This window comes from Paraburkholderia sp. Ac-20336, assembly GCF_017105025.1.
GTDB lineage: Bacteria > Pseudomonadota > Gammaproteobacteria > Burkholderiales > Burkholderiaceae > Paraburkholderia.
Genome location: NZ_JAAGPS010000137.1, coordinates 1 through 19,682, shown reverse-complemented (window position 1 = coordinate 19,682; position 19,682 = coordinate 1). Strand labels below are relative to the sequence as shown.

The 19,682-nt window shown below is 62.6% G+C and carries 16 protein-coding genes and 1 pseudogene; 7 read left to right on the top strand and 10 right to left on the bottom strand.

The annotated features are described in order from the left end of the window. Together GXB81_RS26150 and ppa are read right to left on the bottom strand one after the other, a co-directional pair. Nucleotides 1-405: pseudogene (locus tag GXB81_RS26150) on the bottom strand (hypothetical protein); the annotation flags it as partial. 259 nt (nucleotides 406-664) lie between these two features. Then, nucleotides 665-1,192 (bottom strand): inorganic diphosphatase, encoded by a 528-nt coding sequence (gene ppa, locus GXB81_RS26145; RefSeq protein ID WP_167036799.1) that lies wholly within the window; start codon nucleotides 1,190-1,192, stop codon nucleotides 665-667. A gap of 275 nt (nucleotides 1,193-1,467) precedes the next feature. Between ppa and GXB81_RS26140 the strand changes: the two genes are divergently transcribed. From GXB81_RS26140 to GXB81_RS26125, 4 genes are all read left to right on the top strand, one after another. Next, nucleotides 1,468-2,907 (top strand): aldehyde dehydrogenase family protein, encoded by a 1,440-nt coding sequence (locus tag GXB81_RS26140; protein ID WP_205990720.1) that lies wholly within the window; start codon nucleotides 1,468-1,470, stop codon nucleotides 2,905-2,907. Between the two features lie 109 nt (nucleotides 2,908-3,016). Continuing rightward, nucleotides 3,017-3,775, top strand: coding sequence for an SDR family oxidoreductase (locus tag GXB81_RS26135; RefSeq protein WP_205990719.1), 759 nt, complete (start codon nucleotides 3,017-3,019; stop codon nucleotides 3,773-3,775). 606 nt (nucleotides 3,776-4,381) lie between these two features. After that, nucleotides 4,382-5,392, top strand: a complete 1,011-nt coding sequence (locus GXB81_RS26130; protein ID WP_205990718.1) for a hypothetical protein — start codon at nucleotides 4,382-4,384, stop codon at nucleotides 5,390-5,392. Between the two features lie 227 nt (nucleotides 5,393-5,619). Continuing rightward, complete coding sequence (locus tag GXB81_RS26125; RefSeq protein ID WP_167036788.1) at nucleotides 5,620-6,939, top strand: MFS transporter; 1,320 nt, start codon at nucleotides 5,620-5,622, stop codon at nucleotides 6,937-6,939. Between the two features lie 29 nt (nucleotides 6,940-6,968). Here the strand turns inward: GXB81_RS26125 and GXB81_RS26120 are convergent, their stop codons facing one another. After that, nucleotides 6,969-7,487 carry a hypothetical protein gene (locus GXB81_RS26120; RefSeq protein WP_167036785.1) on the bottom strand — a complete coding sequence of 173 codons (519 nt, stop codon included), beginning with the start codon at nucleotides 7,485-7,487 and terminating at the stop codon, nucleotides 6,969-6,971. Nucleotides 7,488-7,569: 82 nt separating this feature from the next. Then, entirely contained in the window at nucleotides 7,570-8,046 is a 477-nt protein-coding gene (locus tag GXB81_RS26115) for a hypothetical protein (protein ID WP_205990717.1), read from the bottom strand. A gap of 258 nt (nucleotides 8,047-8,304) precedes the next feature. On the opposite strand from GXB81_RS26115, the gene GXB81_RS26110 reads away from it, so the two are divergent. After that, entirely contained in the window at nucleotides 8,305-9,276 is a 972-nt protein-coding gene (locus tag GXB81_RS26110; RefSeq protein WP_205990716.1) for a dienelactone hydrolase, read from the top strand. A 324-nt stretch (nucleotides 9,277-9,600) separates the two neighbouring features. On the opposite strand, the gene GXB81_RS26105 is transcribed toward GXB81_RS26110, so the two are convergent. Next, complete coding sequence (locus GXB81_RS26105) at nucleotides 9,601-10,023, bottom strand: DUF3224 domain-containing protein (protein ID WP_205990715.1); 423 nt, start codon at nucleotides 10,021-10,023, stop codon at nucleotides 9,601-9,603. A gap of 69 nt (nucleotides 10,024-10,092) precedes the next feature. Between GXB81_RS26105 and GXB81_RS26100 the strand changes: the two genes are divergently transcribed. Next, nucleotides 10,093-10,983, top strand: coding sequence for a helix-turn-helix domain-containing protein (locus GXB81_RS26100; protein ID WP_205990714.1), 891 nt, complete (start codon nucleotides 10,093-10,095; stop codon nucleotides 10,981-10,983). Between the two features lie 32 nt (nucleotides 10,984-11,015). Here the strand turns inward: GXB81_RS26100 and GXB81_RS26095 are convergent, their stop codons facing one another. Next, entirely contained in the window at nucleotides 11,016-11,987 is a 972-nt protein-coding gene (locus GXB81_RS26095; RefSeq protein ID WP_167036773.1) for an AraC family transcriptional regulator, read from the bottom strand. A 93-nt stretch (nucleotides 11,988-12,080) separates the two neighbouring features. Here GXB81_RS26095 and GXB81_RS26090 point away from each other — a divergent pair, with 93 nt between their 5' ends. Continuing rightward, nucleotides 12,081-12,914, top strand: a complete 834-nt coding sequence (locus GXB81_RS26090; RefSeq protein ID WP_167036770.1) for an oxidoreductase — start codon at nucleotides 12,081-12,083, stop codon at nucleotides 12,912-12,914. A 99-nt stretch (nucleotides 12,915-13,013) separates the two neighbouring features. Here GXB81_RS26090 and GXB81_RS26085 read toward each other — a convergent pair whose 3' ends face one another. From GXB81_RS26085 to hemDX, 4 genes are all read right to left on the bottom strand, one after another. Further along, a complete protein-coding gene (locus GXB81_RS26085; protein ID WP_205990713.1) occupies nucleotides 13,014-15,767 on the bottom strand; it encodes an HAD-IC family P-type ATPase in 2,754 nt (917 codons plus the stop codon). Between the two features lie 61 nt (nucleotides 15,768-15,828). Beyond that, entirely contained in the window at nucleotides 15,829-16,776 is a 948-nt protein-coding gene (locus tag GXB81_RS26080) for a polyphosphate kinase 2 family protein (RefSeq protein WP_205990712.1), read from the bottom strand. 404 nt (nucleotides 16,777-17,180) lie between these two features. Then, nucleotides 17,181-18,371: a heme biosynthesis protein HemY gene (locus GXB81_RS26075; RefSeq protein WP_167285719.1), complete on the bottom strand. Its 1,191-nt coding sequence runs from the start codon at nucleotides 18,369-18,371 to the stop codon at nucleotides 17,181-17,183. A gap of 2 nt (nucleotides 18,372-18,373) precedes the next feature. Then, on the bottom strand, nucleotides 18,374-19,682 hold a 1,309-nt coding region (gene hemDX, locus GXB81_RS26070), incomplete at its 5' end, for a fused uroporphyrinogen-III synthase HemD/membrane protein HemX (protein ID WP_205990711.1).

Below are 19,682 nucleotides of genomic sequence, written 5' to 3'. Positions count from 1 at the left end.
GCGAGCATCGCCGTCGAAGCGCACGCGGCCCGCAAACCCTCGGACAGACTCGCCTCGCTCGCCGCGAACGACACCATCCAGACCGGCCGCTTGCGGTAGATCGCGGTGACGACCGCGTGCAGCCGGGCCGAGCAGCGGCGCGCGGTTCGAGCCGCCCGCATCGGCGAGGCAGGTCCAGAAGGCGCCGATCGCGGCCCACGCGAAGATCGGATCGTGCAGCACGTTGCCGAGCGCGAGCATCGCCGTCGAAGCGCACGCGGCCCGCAAACCCTCGGACAGACTCGCCTCGCTCGCCGCGAACGACACCATCCAGACCGGCCGCTTGCGGTAGATCGCGGTGACGACCGCGTGCAGCCGGGTCGACCAGCGCGGCGAGTTCGAGTGGGATTTGCTGCGGTTCGTCATCCGGATGGCGGTTCCCGAGAAGGTGCGCGATACGAGGCGGCGCGCGCATGAAAGGTGTGTCGAATGATAAGGGTTTACACCTAACTATAACAATGCGTTTGCTTCATTCCGGCGATGCATCGAGGTTATGCGTATCGAGCACCGTCGTATTTGCACGGTAGCCGAACGTGGCGCAAACGCCATGAAAAAACCGCGCGGCCCTCACGGACTCGCGCGGTTTGCGTCCTGCCTGCGGCGAGCGGGATGCCCCGCCGCGCGCTTACTTCGTGTAGTTCGCGATGCCTTCGCTGATTTCCTTGTGCGCGGCGTCGACGCCCGCCCAGCCTTCGACCTTGACCCACTTGCCCTTTTCGAGCGCCTTGTACTGTTCGAAGAAGTGCTTGATCTGGTCTTTCAGGTAAGCCGGCACGTCGTCGACGGTCTTGAGGCTCGCCGTCATCGGGCAGATCTTGTCGTGCGGCACGGCGATCAGCTTCGCGTCCACGCCCGATTCGTCAGTCATCTGCAGCATGCCGAGCGCGCGGGCGCGCACGACGGAACCGGCCAGCAGCGGGAACGGCGTGATGACCAGCACGTCGACCGGGTCGCCGTCGCCCGACAGCGTTTGCGGAATGAAGCCGTAGTTGGCCGGATAGCGCATGCCGGTGCCGATGAAACGGTCGACGACGAGCAGGCCCAGATCCTTGTCGGCTTCGTACTTCACCGGGTCGCTTTGCGCCGGGATTTCGATGATGACGTTGAAATCGTGCGGAAGGTCTTTGCCTGCGGGAACGTGATTGAAGCTCATGAGCGCTCTCTGAAGGGGATGGAAGTCGGAATGCGGCGTACGGTGTGCCCGGGATCGAGGGTAGGCGTGCGGATTGCCCGCCCTCTCGCCCCGATAGCGGCACCGTGCACCGGACAATGCGGAATGCGCCATTATAGCCAATCGGCCAATGGCCTCTCCCGTTCGATCGGCGCGATAATCGTCTCGCGACTCTCGCTCGTGTTTCCGGTTTGGTGTCTCCCCTTCGAACCTCGCGCCGCCGCACGACGGCTGCGCGTCACCGTCAAGGAGCCTGCATGGAAGAAGCCCGGCATTTCATCGGCGGCGAGTGGTGCGCCGCGTCCGGCGGCGACACGATCGCCGTGCTCGATCCCTCGGACGGTCAGCCGTTTACGCGCCTCGCGCGCGGCACCGCGGCCGACATCGACAGCGCCGTGCACGCGGCACGGCGCGCCTTCGAGGGCGCATGGGGCGCCGCAAGCGCCGCCGAGCGCGGCCGCGTGCTGTACCGGCTGTCGCTGCTCACGGCCGCGCGCCAGGAAGAGCTCGCGCGGCTCGAAGCGCGCGACACCGGCAAGCCGCTCAGGCAGGCGCGCGCCGATGCCGCCGCGCTCGTGCGCTATTTCGAGTTCTACGCCGGCGCCGCCGACAAGCTGCACGGCGAAACGCTGCCCTACCAGGCCGGCTACACGGTGCTGACGATCCGCGAGCCGCACGGCGTGACGGGCCATATCGTGCCGTGGAATTATCCAATGCAGATTTTCGGGCGCAGCGTCGGCGCGGCGCTTGCGACCGGCAACGCCTGCGTCGTCAAGCCGGCCGAGGACGCGTGCCTTTCCGTGCTCCGCGTCGCCGAACTGGCCGCCGAAGCCGGCCTGCCGTCAGGCGCGCTCAATATCGTGACCGGCTACGGGCACGAGGCCGGCGCCGCGCTCGCGCGCCATCCGGGCATCGATCACGTGTCGTTCACGGGCTCGCCCGAAACCGGCAAGCTCGTCACGCAGATGGCCGCCGAAAACCACGTGCCCGTCACGCTCGAACTCGGCGGCAAGTCGCCGCAAATCGTCTTAGCCGACGCCGATCTCGATGCCGCGCTGCCCGTGCTCGTCTCGGCGATCGTGCAGAACGCCGGGCAAACCTGCTCGGCGGGCAGCCGCGTGCTGATCGACGAGGCCATTTACGAGCCCTTGCTCGAACGGCTCGGCAGCGCATTCCAGGCGCTGCGCGTCGGCCCTTCGCAAGCGGACCTCGACTGCGGGCCGCTCATCAGCGCGAAACAGCAGCAGCGCGTGTGGGACTTTCTCTCCGATGCGCAGCACGACGGCATTGCGATGGCCGCGCACGGCGAAGTGATTCCCGAAGCGCCCGAGAGCGGCTTCTACCAGGCGCCAACCTTGCTGCGCGACGTGCCCGCGAGCCACCGCCTCGCACGCGACGAAGTGTTCGGCCCGGTGCTCGCCGCCATGTCGTTCCGCGACGAAGACGAAGCGCTCGCGCTCGCGAACGGCACGCAATACGGGCTCGTCGCCGGTATCTGGACACGCGACGGCGCGCGCCAGATGCGGCTCGCGCGACGCGTGCGCTCGGGGCAGGTGTTCATCAACAACTATGGCGCGGGCGGCGGCGTCGAATTGCCGTTCGGCGGCGTCAAGCATTCGGGGCACGGCCGCGAGAAAGGCTTCGAGGCGCTGTATGGGTTCACGGTGTTGAAGACGATTGCGATCCGGCATGGTTAGGCCGCGGCTCATCGCTCGTGGTTCGCGCCTGGCGGCTCGTGATTGACGCGGCCGGCGGCTTCGGCGCAACGACGCATTGCTATCCCTCACAACCAGCAACGGAGACATCATGCGTTTGACAGGTAAAACGGCCATCGTCACGGGCGGCGGTTCGGGTTTCGGCGAAGGCATCGCGAAGACCTTCGCGCGCGAAGGCGCGAACGTCGTGGTCAACGATCTGAACGGGCCGGCCGCGGAGCGCGTCGCGAGCGAGATCGCGCTTGCGGGCGGCAAGGCGATCGCGGTGCCCGGCAACGTCGCGCTGCGCGACGACTGGCGCACGCTGCGCGAGGCGGCAATCGAAGACTTCGGCAGCGTGCAGATCGTCGTCAACAACGCGGGCACCACGCATCGCAACAAGCCGGTGCTCGAAGTAACCGAGGCCGAATTCGACCGCGTCTACGCGGTGAACGTGAAGAGCATCTACTGGAGCGTGCAGGAGTTCGTGCCGTATTTCCGCGAGCAAGGCGACGGCAGCTTCGTCAATATCGCATCGACGGCGGGCGTGCGGCCGCGCCCGGGGCTCGTCTGGTACAACGGCAGCAAGGGCGCGGTGATTATCGCAAGCAAGTCGCTCGCGGTCGAACTCGGACCCGAGCGCATTCGCGTGAACTGCGTGAATCCGGTGATCGGCGAAACGGCACTGCTCTCCGAATTCATGGGTGTCGAAGATACGCCGCAGAATCGCCAGCGCTTTCTCGCCGGCATTCCGCTCGGACGCTTCTCGACACCGCAGGACATCGCCAATGCGGCGCTCTATCTCGCTTCGGATGACGCGGAGTTCGTCACCGGCGTGTGTCTCGAAGTGGATGGTGGAAGGTGCGTTTAGAAAAGTGAAGCGGCGGCGCTCGAAGGCCTGAACATCATTGCGCGCGGTGTGCTTATGAACGGGATGCGGCCCGAATTCGATCATGTCCGCTGCAAAGCCACTCCGTCGCGCCATTTCCGGGACACCTTCGTTAACTGAGCATAAGTTGCGCTATGCATCGATCCACTTGCGTGAAAAGAACCACAATCGAAGCGACACGGCAATGCACGGTTGTGCTGGCTGGGAATGTGGATCATCGGTGGCGACACGAGTTGTGTGTAACTCGAAGACGAGACCTATGCGAGCCGAGTCCATGTTTCCAGCACAGCCGACTGAAGGCCGAAGGCAAACACGATTCGGGACAACACTGAAGATGTCATCAAAACAGATTGCTGACATGTTCCATTCGAAAGGACACCCGATATGTCATCGTCAAGAGTTTCGTCGACTGACAACCTCTACGCACAACTGAAATCGTACACGTTCGGGGCGGCCACGAAGGAGGCGCCTGAGCCTGCTCCGCCCGCCCCGGAGCAGCACCCGCTACGTTCGGCTCTCAAGCCACGCCCGTCGCTTTCCGTCACCACGAACAGTACCGATTCGCGTCGATCGTCCTTGAGCGGACCCGTGGCTCCGGCCAATAGAAACCGGATAAGAGCCCTGGTGCAGCGAATTAAAAACGAGGCTGTCGGGTTAACCTTCAAGGACCTGGAGAGTACCGAACAGGCGGTCGTCAGAGAAGGATTCCTCGCGGCAAAACATGTGCGCGCCATCTCAATAGCGCTGGAGACGATGAATGCGGGATGTAGTTTCCGTGTTGCCGGAGAACACACGCTTAAACGAATCGGCGAAGGTGCCGAAGCAAAAGGACACGATACGCTGGAGAAGACGCTCAAGCCAGCTACGGTAGACGCGCTCTATTCGCCGACAACGGCCAAAAGCGTTTGGAAAACTGCCGAAGCGGCCGACATTACCGGTTACGTGACTACCCTGTACCCGGACAGGTCCGGCATGTTGCATATGGGACAGGGCGTGGCACGACTGGATGTGTCGGACGTTCCGGCAGAGGAAGAACTTATCGATAGACTCGGTTACGCGGGCACCAATCGGGCCCTTCCCATTGACCTGAAAGATCTGGAATCGTTGAAAGCGTCCCTTCAGCCGCTCAAGGATGTGAGAGACTGGAAGACGCTGCCGCTGACTGGAGACTACGATCTCCACGATATGTTTTCACTGACGGGGAGACGCAGCACGGTTCCTTCGGGCAGCACGGAGGAGACCGCAATAATTGACGCGATAAACGCCGCGATCAGCACGGTCGACCCGGATCGGCGTCCTGCCGGCGACAGGAACAGGAGACTCGTGCAGCACGGCCCTCAGGTCAACTATGTCGCTTTCATGCTGAACGAGGAACCGACGAGTGTCCTGAATCAGCATGTTGCCGCCCCGAGCTTTCCGGTAGCCATGTATGTTGCAAACACAGGGTGGAAGATCGTCAGGGATCACACCGAACTCGCGAACGAATATAAAAAGAACGGCGTCAACCTCAAGCAGACCTGGACTCCGAGGGGCAGTCTTAGCATTCCGAGCACCCGACAATCTTCGCTGTCCATAGGGGAATCGGACAAGCGGTACTAGCCGCTCAACCATGCCATGCCCTCGGCAAGCGAGCCGGATTGCCGCCTGCTCGAAGCCGGCGGCCTCACAGGCATGGTGCGGCGGGCGCCCGAAAATTTGCGCCGCCCTCATCAGATTCTGCGCGCAGTCAGTGTTTTCCCTCATATCGATTCGTCATGCAAATCGCCGTGCGCGACTAGAATCGATCGACAGCCGTACTTCCATTCCACAAGAAAAGAGGAGATACCATGGCGAGTCCCGCAGAACCGCTCCGCCAACCCGGCGCCGGCGTGCCGCCTTCCGCGTTCGAAGAAGCGACCTACCGCAAGGTCACATGGCGGCTCGCGCCGCTGCTGATGCTCTGCTATATCGTCGCGTATCTGGACCGCGTGAACGTCGGCTTCGCGAAGTTGCAGATGAGCACCGACCTCGGCCTGAGCGACGCCGTGTACGGCTTCGGCGCGGGAATTTTCTTCATCGGCTATTTCATCTTCGAAGTGCCGAGCAACGTGATCCTGCACAAGGTCGGCGCGCGCGTGTGGATCGCGCGGATCATGATCTCGTGGGGCATCATCTCGATGCTGACGATGTTCGTCACCACGCCGACGATGTTCTACGTCATGCGCTTCCTGCTCGGCCTCGCCGAAGCGGGGTTCTTTCCCGGCATTATTCTGTACCTCACCTACTGGTATCCGGCGCATCGGCGCGGACGGATCACGACGTGGTTCATGACGGCCATTGCGTTATCCGGCGTAATCGGCGGACCGGTGTCGGGCTATATCCTCAAGAACTTCAGCGGCGTGAACGGCTGGCACGGATGGCAGTGGCTGTTTTTGCTCGAAGGGCTGCCGTCGGTCATCGTCGGCGTGCTCGTGTTCGTCATGCTCGATGACCGGATCGCGAAGGCGAAGTGGCTGACGCGCGAAGAACAGCAATTGCTCGAAAGCCAGGTATCCGCCGAAGAAGCGGCCAAGCATGACATGCCGATCCGCCAGGTGCTCACGAGCGGGCGTGTGCTGATGTTGAGCCTCACCTACTTTTCGTTCGTGATGGGACTGTATGGCGTGAGCTTCTGGTTGCCGACGATCATCAAGGCGACCGGCGTGACCGATGCTTTCATGATCGGCCTGCTCTCGGCGATTCCGTTTGCGGCGGCGGTCATTGCGATGGTGCTGGTGGCGCGCAGCGCGGATCGGTCGCGCGAGCGGCGCTGGCATATTGCGTTGCCGGCGTTCGCAGGTGCCGTGGGGCTGGTGTTGTCGGTTGTCTGGGCGCATAACACCGTGCTTGCGATGGCCGGGTTGACACTGGCCACCATGGGAATTCTGACCACGCTGCCACTATTCTGGAGTTTGCCGACTGCGATTCTGGCAGGGACGGGAGCGGCTGCGGGGATTGCGTTGATCAATTCGATCGGGAACCTGGCGGGCTTTCTGAGTCCCTATGCGGTCGGGTGGTTGAAGCAGGCGACCGCGGCTAACGATTCGGGGATGTATATGCTGGCGGCTTTTATGGTGCTGGGTGGATTGCTCGCGGTGAGTGTGCCGGCCAGGCTGGTTAACAGGTAGTGCTTTGGGCCTGTACCCGGGACGGATGGCTAGCGGGACTTCGCATCAGTCGACCGATAGTGTTTGCCCGCGATCCACCAAAACAGCATGCCGCCAACCGCACCGGAGGGAACGAGGAATCGCCCCACGCTGAATAAACCCTGGAGCCAGGTCACATCCTTCTCGTCTGGTGGATCGGTGTACCAGTGAACCGAATTGAAGAATTCAATGTGAGCTCGAACGGCCAGCATTCCAAGGGCAATTCCCGCGAGCAGATAAAAGATCCAGTTGCGAATCCTGAACGCCCGCGCCAGCAAGGAGAGCGCGGCACAGGGAAGTGCGGTGATCCCGATAGCGAACATCCACGATACGGCAAACATCAGCACTAGCATCACGACAAAATGAATCGCTTTCGTTGCGAGCGAGTTATTTGTTGCGCTTTCGAAACTGGCTACTCTGCTCAGCATGGCTAGCAGCACGAATACGAGCGTTCCTATGGTTACGCTTGCGAGGTATCCGGCCAGTACGCGCTCCGCGGTGACGTTCTGTCGTGACGGTTCTGGTTGCATCTGGCGGTGGTGAGTTCGCTGTTGTCGAATGGGTAGTAGGTCCGGACTTCCGGGAACTACATGAATTCATTTTTTTGCATTCCTATCCACTACGGTACATCGATGCCCATCGTCCCATCAAAAAACCCAATATCGCTGCCACGAAACAAAACGCAGTGAAGCGTACCGTCGTCGATCTCAACCCGCGTGCAATGTTCTCTTCCGCGCGTTCCTGTGTCAGTTTGTAGACTTTGTCGCCATTCGCAGTTAAACGGACAGGGTGAGAGTCACAAAACTCCATATGCAAAGCGGAGCCGGATGTCAGACCTTGCAGCATCTCCACTGGGAATGGAGCGTGAGTATGCACGCCTTGCGCCGCCAACAGAAACGAACCGCCTTCATTGACAAGGAGCGCTCTCACACCTCCGAATCCCTCACGGACATACAGCGTCCCATCCCAGCTCACCACATCGCATGGCAGGCCAACCGGTTTTTCGTACCATAAACCGATCGTGAGCGAAAGTGCGGCCACCCCTCCCAATAACCCGTACAAGTACAAGAAAATCCCCAGTATTTTCATCGTCGCGATCTTTTTGTATGGTTTCGTCTGTCGATGCCGTCAGCCCAAGTTCAACTGACACGCTGACGATTGTCTGCGATCTAGCCCAGACTGTCGATTGACCACTGATGGTCGCACCACGTCTCACGACCGGAAACGGCAATAACCTCCCCCCAACTCGCATGCCCGGTTCCGAAAGGGCAAGTTTGCGTCCGCGCTCACTCGTGTAACATCGACACGACAATCCAGGCGTTTAGCATTGTTAAACCGGGAAGAAAAATGATCCGTGCCAACCTTCTCTTCGCCACCTTATGTCTTGTGACCTCGCTGGCGCACGCGGCCGGTTTTCAATTCATCGAGATTCCGGGCAACGGATCGCTTCAGCCTCTCAAAGGAGCCGTCTGGTATCCGTGTAGTCAACCGCCTCGCAACGAGAAATTGGGCCCGTTCGTGCTGTCTGTTACCAGGGATTGTCCGGTCGCCGGCGAGAAGCTGCCACTTATCGTTATATCGCATGGCAGGGGCGGTACTTTCCTTGACCATAGCGACACGGCCGCAGCACTGGCAGATGCAGGCTTTGTGGTCGCGGCGATAAACCATCCTGGTGACAATGCGATGGACAAGACCCGCATCAACGATTTCCCGGTATTCGTCGAGCGGCCGGCGGATATCAAGCGTCTGGTCGACTTCATGCTTGGCTCATGGACCGCCGCAGCCAGGATCGACGCAAACGACATCGGCATCTTCGGTTTTTCGCGCGGTGGATATACCGGGCTCGTCGCCGTGGGTGCCAACCCTCGCTTTGGGAAGAACCTGCGTCTATGCGACGGGGTGAATACGCCGCTCTGCAATCAGGTACATCAAGGAGAACTCCCTGAACTCGTCCATGATCCGCGTATCAAGGCGGCAGTGATTGCCGATCCAGTCAGCGTCTTCTTCACGAAAGACAGCTTTTCCAATGTGAAGATACCCGTGCAACTTTGGAGATCCGAATTGGGTGGCGGCGGAGTGACGCCAGAAAGCGTCGCGAACGTCGTAGGCGAAATACCGACGAAACCGGACGTTCATCTCGTTCCCCACGCCCAGCATTTTTCCTTCATGGCACCCTGTTCGGCTGAATTCATGCAGGCGGCACGAGAAATCTGCGTCGACGGACTGGGCTTCGACCGTATCTCTTTCCACAAAGAATTTAACGCTGACGTGCTGACGTTTTTTCGCAAGTACCTGACGGATACGAGTACCGCCGGGTAGAACATGTTTTCCCGATTCCGACAGCGGCGAAATACGCGGTGCGGCGTGAAGTGAATTCGACCTTGACCGTGCCGTTACGTCGGGTCAAAGCAAAGAGTAATGCGCCGGACGTGTGGCAACGGCGCACGGCTTCCGATCGAGTTTCCGCGATTGTGCAAACGAACAGGGCTATGCCAAATGCATGACAACGCGCTGCCGCAATCGTGCCCAAGGTAAGCTTGGGACATCAAGAGGTCGTGAGTGACGGCACGGTCATACCCGGGTACATCGCCGCGAACATTACAAAGCCCCAAACGCCAATAACCGGCCGCAAACCGAAACTCCCTAAGCGATCCAATAGGTCAGCGTGTAGTAGTGTTTGCTGCTCTCTCGCCGTATCAGCAATTGGCCTCTGATTCCCGATAACTCGCCGGTTCCGGAACCGGGCACGATGTCGATACGCAACGCCTCGCGCCCGGCGTCCATTTCGCCGAAGTGGGCCAGCGCGAAGCCACCACATCGGCCGTCCAACGAGCCTTCGAATGATTCAAGCGCGACGTACGTCGCTTCGCCCTCGCGCGGCTTGCCGGCGGTTAGCATTTCCCCGAGCGCCTGGCCCTTCAGCCCGCCGTGGTACGCTTTTTCGATAACGTGGCGTCCGATAGGCGCAGCATGGGCGGGAACGGCAACGCTATCGGGCGGGGCGATTTTCACGTCGAATGCGCCCGTGGCGACTAGCGGTTCTTGGTCTGATGGAGTCACGCTCATGGAACCTCTCACAAGGAATCTGCGGCAATAGCCGAGGCAGCGCTCACGTCGCGAATCAGGAATGCACGCATGGCCTCATCATCGACCCAAACGCCCGCGCTGTCTTGTACAAACCCGACATCCGGATTCGGAGCCGCCCTGTCGCAGCGCGCCGTGCTGCTGCCGCAACATATCGGCCAGACATTCCAGCTCAGCCGTTATCCGGTCGGCGAATCGCTGGCCCCATGGGCCGAATTCCACTGGATCGTAGAGTGGGACCTGCCTGAAGCCGACTGTCATCTTCAACAGGTCCTGCCCTATCCGAACGCCAATCTGGCATTCGAGGCCGGGCAAACCGCGATTCATGGACCGTCGCGCGGCCTCTTCACGCGGGAATTGCGCGGCCGTGGAAGAGTGCACGGCCTGCGCTTCAAATGCGGCGGATTACGTCCATGGATCGAGTGTCCGATGTCCGCACTGCGCGATACCGTCGTACCGGCAATACATTGCATGTCGCACGGTTCGGACATCGCACGAATCGAGGCGCAAGTACTGAATGCCGCCCATCACGACGAAGCGATCGCACGGGTCGAGGCGGTATTGTCCGAGCGACGGCCACCATTCGACCCGTGGGTGGAGCGCCTCGACACGGCGGTTCACACAATCCAGGAAGACCGCGACATCACGACGACACGCGCGTTGCTGCAGCGCCTCAACCTGAGCGAACGCGCCATGCAGCGAGTCTTTTCGAATTACCTCGGCGTAACGCCAAAGTGGCTCATTCAACGCGCGAGAATTCACGACGCGTTGCAATGCCTCGCAGTGGAGCATGAAACACCGCTCGTGCAAATAGGCGCACGTCTGGGCTTTTTCGACCAGGCGCATTTCACTCGCTGCTTTCGGCAACACACGGGCCAGTCGCCGCAGCAGTATCGCGAGGCCCTGCGCACCGAGTCGCGGGTCCGATCGATACGCGAGTGAGCGGTCATAGTCGAAGCGAAACACGCCCAACCTCAGTGGGACGAAACGTAAGTCGCATCCGCGAAAGCTGCCGGAATGGCGAAGCCTTCGAGCATACGCTTCGCCTCCGCCGCCGGCGTCAAGCCGAACAGGCGCTTGAACTCCCTGCTGAATTGCGATGGGCTCGTATAACCCACGGCATGGCCCGCCGCCTCCGCCGTCAGGTCCTGGCGCACCATCAGCAGGCGAGCCTGATGCAGACGCGTCGACTTCAGGTACTGCATCGGCGACACCTGCGTGATTGCCTTGAAGTGGCTGTGAAAGCTCGGGACGCTCATACCCGCTTCCCCGGCCAGTTGCGAGACGTCGAGAGGTTGCGCGTACTCGGCGTGGATCAGGCGGAGTGATCGGCCGATCCTGCCGAACTGCCCCCGCATCGCCAGCGCCTCTCGCATCGAACTCCCCTGAGGCCCGGTGAGCACACGGAAATACAGCTCGCGCAGCAGTTGCGGCCCCAGCACGGCGGCTTCGAGCGGCCGGTGCATCGCCTCGAGAAAGCGCAATACGGACGCCCGCATCGCATCGTCCATCGGTGTCGACATCATGCTCTGAGGCGTTTGCACCGGCTCCGCTACGCCTTCGCGGTCGATTTGCGCCGCCAATTCGGCGGCCATGGCGAAATCGAGGTGCAAATACAGGGCGAGCAGCGGGCGCTCCTGCGTTGCGTCGGTTTCCATGCTGAACGGAACCGGCGCGGACACCGCCAGGTAGTGATGCTCGTCGTACAGATAGAGCCGGTCTCCGAAATAACCGCGCTTACGGCCCTGGCAAACGATCACGATGCCGGGATCGTACAAAACCGGCGTGCGCGACAACGCACGATTCGAACGCAGAATACGGACGCTCGGCAGTGCCGTCAGGTTGTAGCCCTCTGCGGGAGCCAACGCGCGCAGCAGCGCAACCATGCGTTTCTGGCTGTGGGGGAGTCGATCCGTGTGGCGAGTAGAAGCGAGCTTCGCGCTCATAGTTTTATGCAAGAAAAACAGTGAAATTCGGCTTATTCAGCCTCGCCCGTCAGATTACCATGCATGCTCAATCGACATTTGGGAGAAGCTTCGATGGCATCCAGCAAAATCCTGCTCATCACCGGCGTCAGCAGCGGCTTTGGCCGTGCACTCGCACAAGAAGCGCTGGCAGCAGGTCACAAGGTGGTCGGAACCGTGAGAAACGCACAGGCGAAGCATGATTTCGAAGCGCTGTCCGCCAGCGCCGCTTTTGGCCGCGTGCTCGACGTGACCGACTTCGACGCCATCGATGGCGTCGTGGCGGAAATCGAGGCAAACGTGGGGCCCGTTGACGTCCTCGTCAACAATGCCGGTTACGGCCACGAGGGCGTCATGGAAGAATCGCCGCTGTCGGAGATGCGGCGGCAGTTCGACGTGAATGTGTTCGGCGCCGTCGCGATGATGAAGGCCGTCCTGCCTTTCATGCGTGAGCGGCGACGCGGCCACATTCTGAATATGACGTCGATGGGCGGCCACATCACGATGCCAGGCATCGCTTACTATTGCGGCAGCAAATTTGCTCTGGAGGGTATTTCCGAAGCCCTTGGCAAGGAGGTCGAATCTTTCGGCATTGCCGTGACAGCCGTGGCGCCGGGTTCATTCCGCACCGACTGGGCAGGCCGCTCGATGACGCGAACGCCCCGCTCCATTGCGGATTACGACACCGTCTTCGACCCCATCCGCAAAGCCCGCGAGGAAAAAAGCGGCAAGCAATTGGGCGACCCGAGGCGCGCGGCCCGTGCGATGCTCGCGGCGATTGCCGCAGATCATCCGCCCGCGCATCTTCTGCTCGGCAGCGATGCACTCGGGCTCGTGCGAGACAAACTGTCCGCATTCGCGGATGAAATCCGTGCATGGGAAGCCGTGACGGTCTCGACGGACGGCTGAAGATCGCGAGCGGGCCGCCGCGGCCGTGCACGATTCCAGCGCATTGCGCGCGATGCGAAGGACATCTCGCGCAACCGTATCGCCGCGCGAGCCCGCGCCCTACTTCACCGGATCATCCCGCAACACCGCCCCTTCCTGCTGCGAAGTCGCCAACGATCTCAATGCAGGTATCAGCCGAATCACGAACTTCTCCAGTTCCACCACGAGGAAAAACAGCACGCCGCCGCAAACGAGCCACATCCAGGCCGACAAGGGCAAACCTTCGGTATGGAAGATCGCCTGAAACGGCAGCGTATATGTGAACAGAAGCTGCAACACCACGACACCGGCAATCCCGTACCAGAGATAGCGATTGCCCCGATGCGCGCTCACCGACAGCGACGCATCGAGCAGATGCCGGATGTTGAGCAGATAAAACACCTGGCCCAACGTAATCGCGTTGACGGCCGCCGTGCGCGCCATCTGGTCCGACGCCCCCTGCCCCTTCATCCAGAAGAACGTCGACAGCGTATAGAGCACGAGCGCCGCGCCCACGAAGAGGATGCGCCAGATGCCGAAGCGCGTGACGATCGGCCGGTCGATCGCACGCGGCGAGCGGCGCATCACGTCCGCCTCGTGCGGCTCGAACGAAATGGTCAGGCCGAGCGCGACCGACGTAATCATGTTGACCCACAGTATCTGCGGCGCCGTGATCGGCAGCGTGAAGGCGAACAGGATCGCCACCGCGATCACCGCGCCCTGCGCGACATTGGTCGGCAGCATGAACAGCATCGCCTTCTCGATGTTGTTGTAGACCGTGCGCCCCTCCTTCACCGCCGCGGAGATCGACGCGAAATTGTCGTCGGCGAGGATCATCCCTGCCGCCTCCTTCGTCACCTCGGTGCCTTTGATGCCCATCGCGACACCGATGTCCGCCTTCTTGAGCGCGGGCGCGTCGTTGACGCCGTCGCCCGTCATCGCGACGATCTGCCGGTTCGCCTGGATCGCCTTGACGAGCCGCAGCTTGTGCTCGGGGCTCGCGCGGGCGAAGACGTCGACGTCGCGCACGCACTCCTGCAGCGCCGCATCGTTCATCGCCTCGATCTCGGTGCCGGCGACGGCCGTCCTGCCGTCGCCGATACCGAGCATTCTCGCGATGGCCGCCGCCGTGATCTTGTGGTCGCCCGTAATCATCGTGACACGGATGCCGCCGCCGTGGCATTCGCGCACGGCGTCGATGGCCTCTTTGCGCGGCGGGTCCATCAGGCCCACGAGGCCGAGCAGGACAAGCGTGCGCGGCAGGTCTCGCGGACCCAGGCTCCCGGTTCGCAGGCCCGGGTCCGGCAGCCACGCCAGCCCGAGCACGCGCTCGCCTTGCGCGGCGAGCCGGTCCCCCTCGCGGGCGAAACGCTCGCGATCGAGCGGCGCCGCGCCTTGCGCGCTCTGCTGCCGATCGCAGTGCTCGAGGATCACTTCGGGGGCGCCCTTGACCAGCAGCATCTCGCCGTCTGCCGAACGGTTCAGCGTCGCCATGAACTTGTGCTCGGACTCGAAGGGAATCGCGTCGATTCTCGGCGCGGCGGCGGTCTCGGCTGCACGGTCCATGCCGAGCTTGACGGCGAACGGGTAAAGCGCGCCCTCGGTCGGGTCGCCTTCCACTTTCCATTTGCCGTCTTCCTCGAACAGTTCGGCATCGTTGCACAGCAGCGATACGCGGCCCATCAGCCCGAGCACGTCCGGCACGGTGCCGAGCGGCTCGCCGTCGGCCCTGACCTCGCCCTCGCTGGCGTAGCCGTCGCCGGTCACGGTATAGGAGACGTCCGCCGTCACGACAGAGGCGACCATCATCTCCATCAGCGTCAGCGTGCCGGTCTTGTCCGAGCAGATGCGCGAGACGGCGCCGAGCGTCTCGACCGCCGGCAGGCGGCGAATAATTGCGTTGCGCTGCGCCATGCGCTGCACGCCGATCGCGAGCGTAATCGTGATGAGCGCCGGCAGCCCTTCCGGAATGACCGACACCGCAATCCCGACGATGGCCTGAAACAGCTCGACGAACGTCATATGCCCGAGCCAGTGCCCCCAGGAAAACAGCAGCACGCTGACACAGGCGATCACGGCGGTAATCACGTAGCCGAACTTCTTGATCTGGCGCAGCAGCGGCGTCTCCAGCACGCTGACCTCGGCGAGCATCTGGTTGATGCGGCCGAGTTCCGTTTGGCTCCCCGTCGCCACGACGACGCCGGTTGCCCGGCCCGACAGGACCATCGTGCCGCAGAACGCCATGTTCCCGCGGTCGCCGACCGTGGCTTTGGCGGGCACCGGCGCGGTGCTCTTCTCGGCCGGGACGGACTCGCCCGTCAGCGCCGCTTCTTCCGTGCGCAGGTTCTTCGCGTCGACGAGACGCATGTCCGCTGGAATTCGATCTCCCGATTCCAGCAGCACGATATCGCCCGGCACGAGTTCATCTGCGGGGATCAGGCGAACCGCCGCGCCACGCAGCACGCGCGCCTCGGCGGACAGCATGTTGCGAATCGAGTCGAGCGCTTTCTCGGCGCGTCCTTCCTGCAGAAAGCCGAGCAGCGAATTGAGAAGCACGACGGCCAGAATGACCGAGCCGTCGAGCCACAGGCCCAGCATGAACTTGACGAAGCCGGCCGCGAGCAGCACGTAGATCAGAATGTTGTGAAGCTGCGCGAGAAATCGTGCGACCGGCCCCTTCTTCTTGCCCTGCGGCAGACGGTTCGGGCCATAGGTGGCGAGCCGCCCGCTTGACTCTGCGGCATCGAGGCCGCGCGCGGAATCCACGTTGAACTGCCGCTCGATTTCGTCGGCCGGTAGCGCATGCCACGGCGCCGCATTCTCGACTGAACTCATCCTCGTCTCTCCCTCTCTCCCGGTTCCGGTTATGCCGGTGATGTCTGGTCAGGGGCAGCTTTCAATGCCCGGAATCGCCCCCTGCCTGTGTGTGTTCCGTCGCATTCGCGGCTTCAGCGCCGAGTTCCTCTCTCGCCGCGGCGAGGTCCTTCATCTGCTCCTGCGTGGCTTTCGGGTAAGCGAGGTCGAGCTTCTCGACGGCCTCGACGATCGCAGCCGCAACGACGAGCCGCGTAAAAGGTTTGTTGTCGGCGGGCACGACGAACCACGGTGCCGCCTCCGAAGCCGTCGCGCGAATGGCCTCTTCATAAGCGTGCATATAGTCGTCCCAGTAGCGGCGCTCGCGAATGTCGGCGGCGGAAAACTTCCAGTGCTTGTCGGGATTGTCGAGACGGTCCATGAAGCGCTTCTTCTGCTCCGCATACGACAGGTTCAAATAGAACTTGAGAATGACCACGCCCTGGCGCGTCAGATAGTCCTCGAATCGCGCGATGTCGGCGAGGCGCTCGTCCCATATGTTGTCGCCGATCCGTGCCGGCGGAATCTTCTGCGCATCGAGCAGATGCCGATGCACGCGCACCACTAGCACTTCCTCGTAGTACGAACGGTTGAAAATGCCGATGTGCCCACGCTGGGGCACTTTCCTGCCATAGCGCCACAGAAAGTCGTGCGAGAGCTCTTCGGCCGACGGCTGCTTGAACGAGAAAACATCGCAGCCCTGCGGATTGACGCGCGACATGACGTGCTTGATCGTCCCGTCCTTGCCCGCCGCGTCCATGGCCTGGAACACCAGCAGCACCGACCAGGAATCCTGCGCGTAGAGCACCTCCTGCTCCATCGCAAGCCATTTCGAGCCGCGCTGGAGCAGTTGCAGCGCCTCGGCCTTATCCATTTTGAGTCCCAGCGTCTCGCCGGGATCGAAATGCTTCAGCGAGAAATCGCTGCCGCTCGTGACGCGAAACGGCTCGGTGTACGTCCGCAACGCATCGAGTATGTCCTTGCGAACCATTGCCCTTTCTCCACGACACCTGCAACCGGTTGCACGATTCGCGGATTGCCGTCCGGGCCGCCGAAATGCGAAGCCTGTCCGGACAGCATCGCAACCTCAGTCGTACTACTCACGACTTTTGATAATAGGTCACGTCTGATGTATCGCTGCAGATATTTGGCGAGAGTCGCCCGTCGCTCTGACCTCGCAGCGAACGTGGCCTACGTCGCGCGCCGCTCGCGGTCCGGATGGCTTGCGGCAGTGCAGCCATCATGGGTGACCAGAGCCCAAGCGAAGACTGGCAACGACAAACCCGCGTCTATCACGCGGTGCAAAAAGAAATGGCCGCAGCATCGGCTGCGGCCATCGGGTAGCGGTTCGAGAGGCTTGTGCGGCTCAGCGGCTACGCCATGATGCGAGCCTCATCAGGTCACATTCATCGCCAGCGCGCTCTCGCGATAATGCTGGCTCGCTTTCTCGGTATCGCCAAGCTGCTCGTGCAAACGCGCAAGCGCGCGATGCGAGCGGATCTTCAGCGTCTCGTTATCGGCAAGCTTCAGCGCGCGTTCGAGGAACGATTGCGCCTTGCCCCACAACTGCTGATGCAGGCACAGACGGCCCAGCGTGAACATCAGATCCGCATCTTCGGGACGATCCTTCTGCCAGGCTTCGGCCTTCTGGATCAGCGGCAGCGCATCGCCGCCGGCCGTGTCCGGATAGCGGCGCAGCAGGCGCGCGTCCCAGTTCTGCGCGAGCGCTTCCTCGACGATCTTGCGCGCGTCCTGCGGACGATTCAGCGAGACGAGCAGTTCGGCGGCGGTATCGGCGAGACGCGGCGAATGACGCTCGACCGCCGACAGCGAGTTCCACAGTTCGAGCAGCGCATCGGCGTTGTGACGACGATCGCGCAGCAGATTCTCGGCCGCCAGTTGACGCAGCCGCACTGCCACGGCCGGATGGATCGCCTCGCGCTTCTCCAGCGTCTTGACGAGCTTCAGCACTTCGCTCCAGTTCTTCAGTTGCTGCTGCGCGCGCAGCATGATCTGTTGCGCATGAATGCGCCGCGCGCCCTGCGATTGCATTTCGGTCAGCGCGGTGAGCGCGCCGTCCGCGTCGCGGCCGTCGGCGCGCATGTCGGCGGTCGCCATCAGGCGCGCGTCCTGCCAGTCGGCTTCGTCGATCTGCGAGAGCCATTCGTCGCGCCGCGCATATTCGTGCATGCGATGCGCGGCCGTGGCCGCGATCAGGCCGGCCGCGCCCTTGTTGTCGCCGTTCGCGAGCGCGTCTTTCGCGGCCTTCTCGGCACGCGAGAAACGCCCCGCGTAGAGGTTGCCGATCGCGTCGCGCAACGACGCATGCGCTTTCGCGACGCGCGAGCGCGCGCGGTACGCGGCGACGCGCTGCGGCATGCGCCAGATATTGCGAATGATGCGCAGGAGCGCATACAGCACGATGAACAGCACGACGATCGCGACGATGAACAGATTGAGCGACATGTCGACGCGATACGGCGGATAGACCAGCAGTATCTGCCCCGCGTCGAAGCGACCGACCACCGCGAGCACCACCGCGATCACGAACAGCAGCGCGAGCCAAAGAAGTCCCCGGATCGCCATGATTAACCCCGGTTCCGGTATTGATTGACGGCCTGCAGGCTCGTGTCGAGGTTCGGCAGTTCGACCGCGGCCGAGCCCGTATCGACCTGCCTGACGAGATCGATCACTGTTTGCGTCTCTTTCGACGAAGCGTCGAAGTAGCGCGTGAGCGCCGTCTGCGCCGCCTGCAGATCGGACTTCAGCGTGGTCTGGTTGCGCGAGAGCAGCGCGAGACGCGCCGACAGCAAACGCAGCTTCAGGTTCTCGCGCACGAAATAGCCCTGGTCGGGCGAGACGAGCATCGCGTCGGCATGGTCGATGCGGCGCACCTGCACGAGGCTCGTCAGTTGATCGCCGATGCCGTGCGTGACCTCGTCGAACCACACTTCCCAGCGCGGCTTGCCGGTGGCCGCGGCCACCTTCGCGGTGTCGGCCCACGTGGCCGCGTGCGGCGTCGCATGCGGAATCGGCGCCTCGCCCGAGAGCGGCAGGTTCGCGACGTGGTCGATTGCGTTGTCGAGCTTGATCGCGAGACCGGTGAGATCGGTCGACGGCGCGGCCTTCAGCTTGTCGATGTCCTGCGCGATCGCCTTGCGCACCGCCACCGCCTGCGGGCTGTCCGACGCCGCGAGGCGCGTGTCGGCGCTTTGCAGCGCGAACAGCGCGAGCTGCGTGTTGCCGGTCAGCTGCAACTGCTGGCTCGCCGCCGACAGCATCTGCCCGACTTCGGCGAGCGTCCAGTCGTCGCGATTGCGCGCGAGATCGGCGTATTGCTGTTGCAGCGCCTGCTGCGCGGCCTGCGCATCGGCGAGCTTGCCCTCGAACTGCGCGACCTGCGAGTCCGCCTGATGCACGCTGGCGAGCGCCTGGTCGAGCTTGATGCGCAGCTCGTTGGTCTGCGTGTCGTTGGCCTGCTGACGCTGCGCCAGCGCCTGCTCGGTGCGCACGAGCTTGCGGTTCATCGCGAAGCCGCCCACGCCGACCGCGCACGCCAGGATCACGACCACAAACCACAGCAGCGGCCCGCTCATGCTGCGGCGCTTGTGCGCTTCGTACGGCGTGAAGGGTTGATTCGGCGGCAACGCGGCGGTTGCGGACGGCTGGGGTGCAGCGTTCGTGGAGGCGTTCGTTTCAGTCATGCGTGATTGAGCCGGGTTGGTCGATACCGGTTGGACGACGGGGGGCACGGAAGGCACGGCGGCCGCGGCGACGAGCGCGCGGACTATGCGCTCGTCGCCCGCGCCGGACACCGTCATCCTATCAAAACCCAATGCCCGCGCGGTCTGCGCGATGCGTGGATGAGGCGCGACGAGCGGCGCGTGTTTGAGCTGA

Excerpts from the sequence above, each read along its gene's own strand:
- ppa (WP_167036799.1), bottom strand. The coding sequence starts at position 1,192 with ATGAGCTTCAATCACGTTCCCGCAGGCAAAGACCTTCCGCACGATTTC.
- GXB81_RS26140 (WP_205990720.1), top strand. The coding sequence starts at position 1,468 with ATGGAAGAAGCCCGGCATTTCATCGGCGGCGAGTGGTGCGCCGCGTCC.
- GXB81_RS26135 (WP_205990719.1), top strand. The coding sequence starts at position 3,017 with ATGCGTTTGACAGGTAAAACGGCCATCGTCACGGGCGGCGGTTCGGGT.
- GXB81_RS26125 (WP_167036788.1), top strand. The coding sequence starts at position 5,620 with ATGGCGAGTCCCGCAGAACCGCTCCGCCAACCCGGCGCCGGCGTGCCG.
- GXB81_RS26120 (WP_167036785.1), bottom strand. The coding sequence starts at position 7,487 with ATGCAACCAGAACCGTCACGACAGAACGTCACCGCGGAGCGCGTACTG.
- GXB81_RS26115 (WP_205990717.1), bottom strand. The coding sequence starts at position 8,046 with ATGAAAATACTGGGGATTTTCTTGTACTTGTACGGGTTATTGGGAGGG.
- GXB81_RS26110 (WP_205990716.1), top strand. The coding sequence starts at position 8,305 with ATGATCCGTGCCAACCTTCTCTTCGCCACCTTATGTCTTGTGACCTCG.
- GXB81_RS26105 (WP_205990715.1), bottom strand. The coding sequence starts at position 10,023 with ATGAGCGTGACTCCATCAGACCAAGAACCGCTAGTCGCCACGGGCGCA.
- GXB81_RS26100 (WP_205990714.1), top strand. The coding sequence starts at position 10,093 with ATGGCCTCATCATCGACCCAAACGCCCGCGCTGTCTTGTACAAACCCG.
- GXB81_RS26095 (WP_167036773.1), bottom strand. The coding sequence starts at position 11,987 with ATGAGCGCGAAGCTCGCTTCTACTCGCCACACGGATCGACTCCCCCAC.
- GXB81_RS26090 (WP_167036770.1), top strand. The coding sequence starts at position 12,081 with ATGGCATCCAGCAAAATCCTGCTCATCACCGGCGTCAGCAGCGGCTTT.
- GXB81_RS26085 (WP_205990713.1), bottom strand. The coding sequence starts at position 15,767 with ATGAGTTCAGTCGAGAATGCGGCGCCGTGGCATGCGCTACCGGCCGAC.
- GXB81_RS26080 (WP_205990712.1), bottom strand. The coding sequence starts at position 16,776 with ATGGTTCGCAAGGACATACTCGATGCGTTGCGGACGTACACCGAGCCG.
- GXB81_RS26075 (WP_167285719.1), bottom strand. The coding sequence starts at position 18,371 with ATGGCGATCCGGGGACTTCTTTGGCTCGCGCTGCTGTTCGTGATCGCG.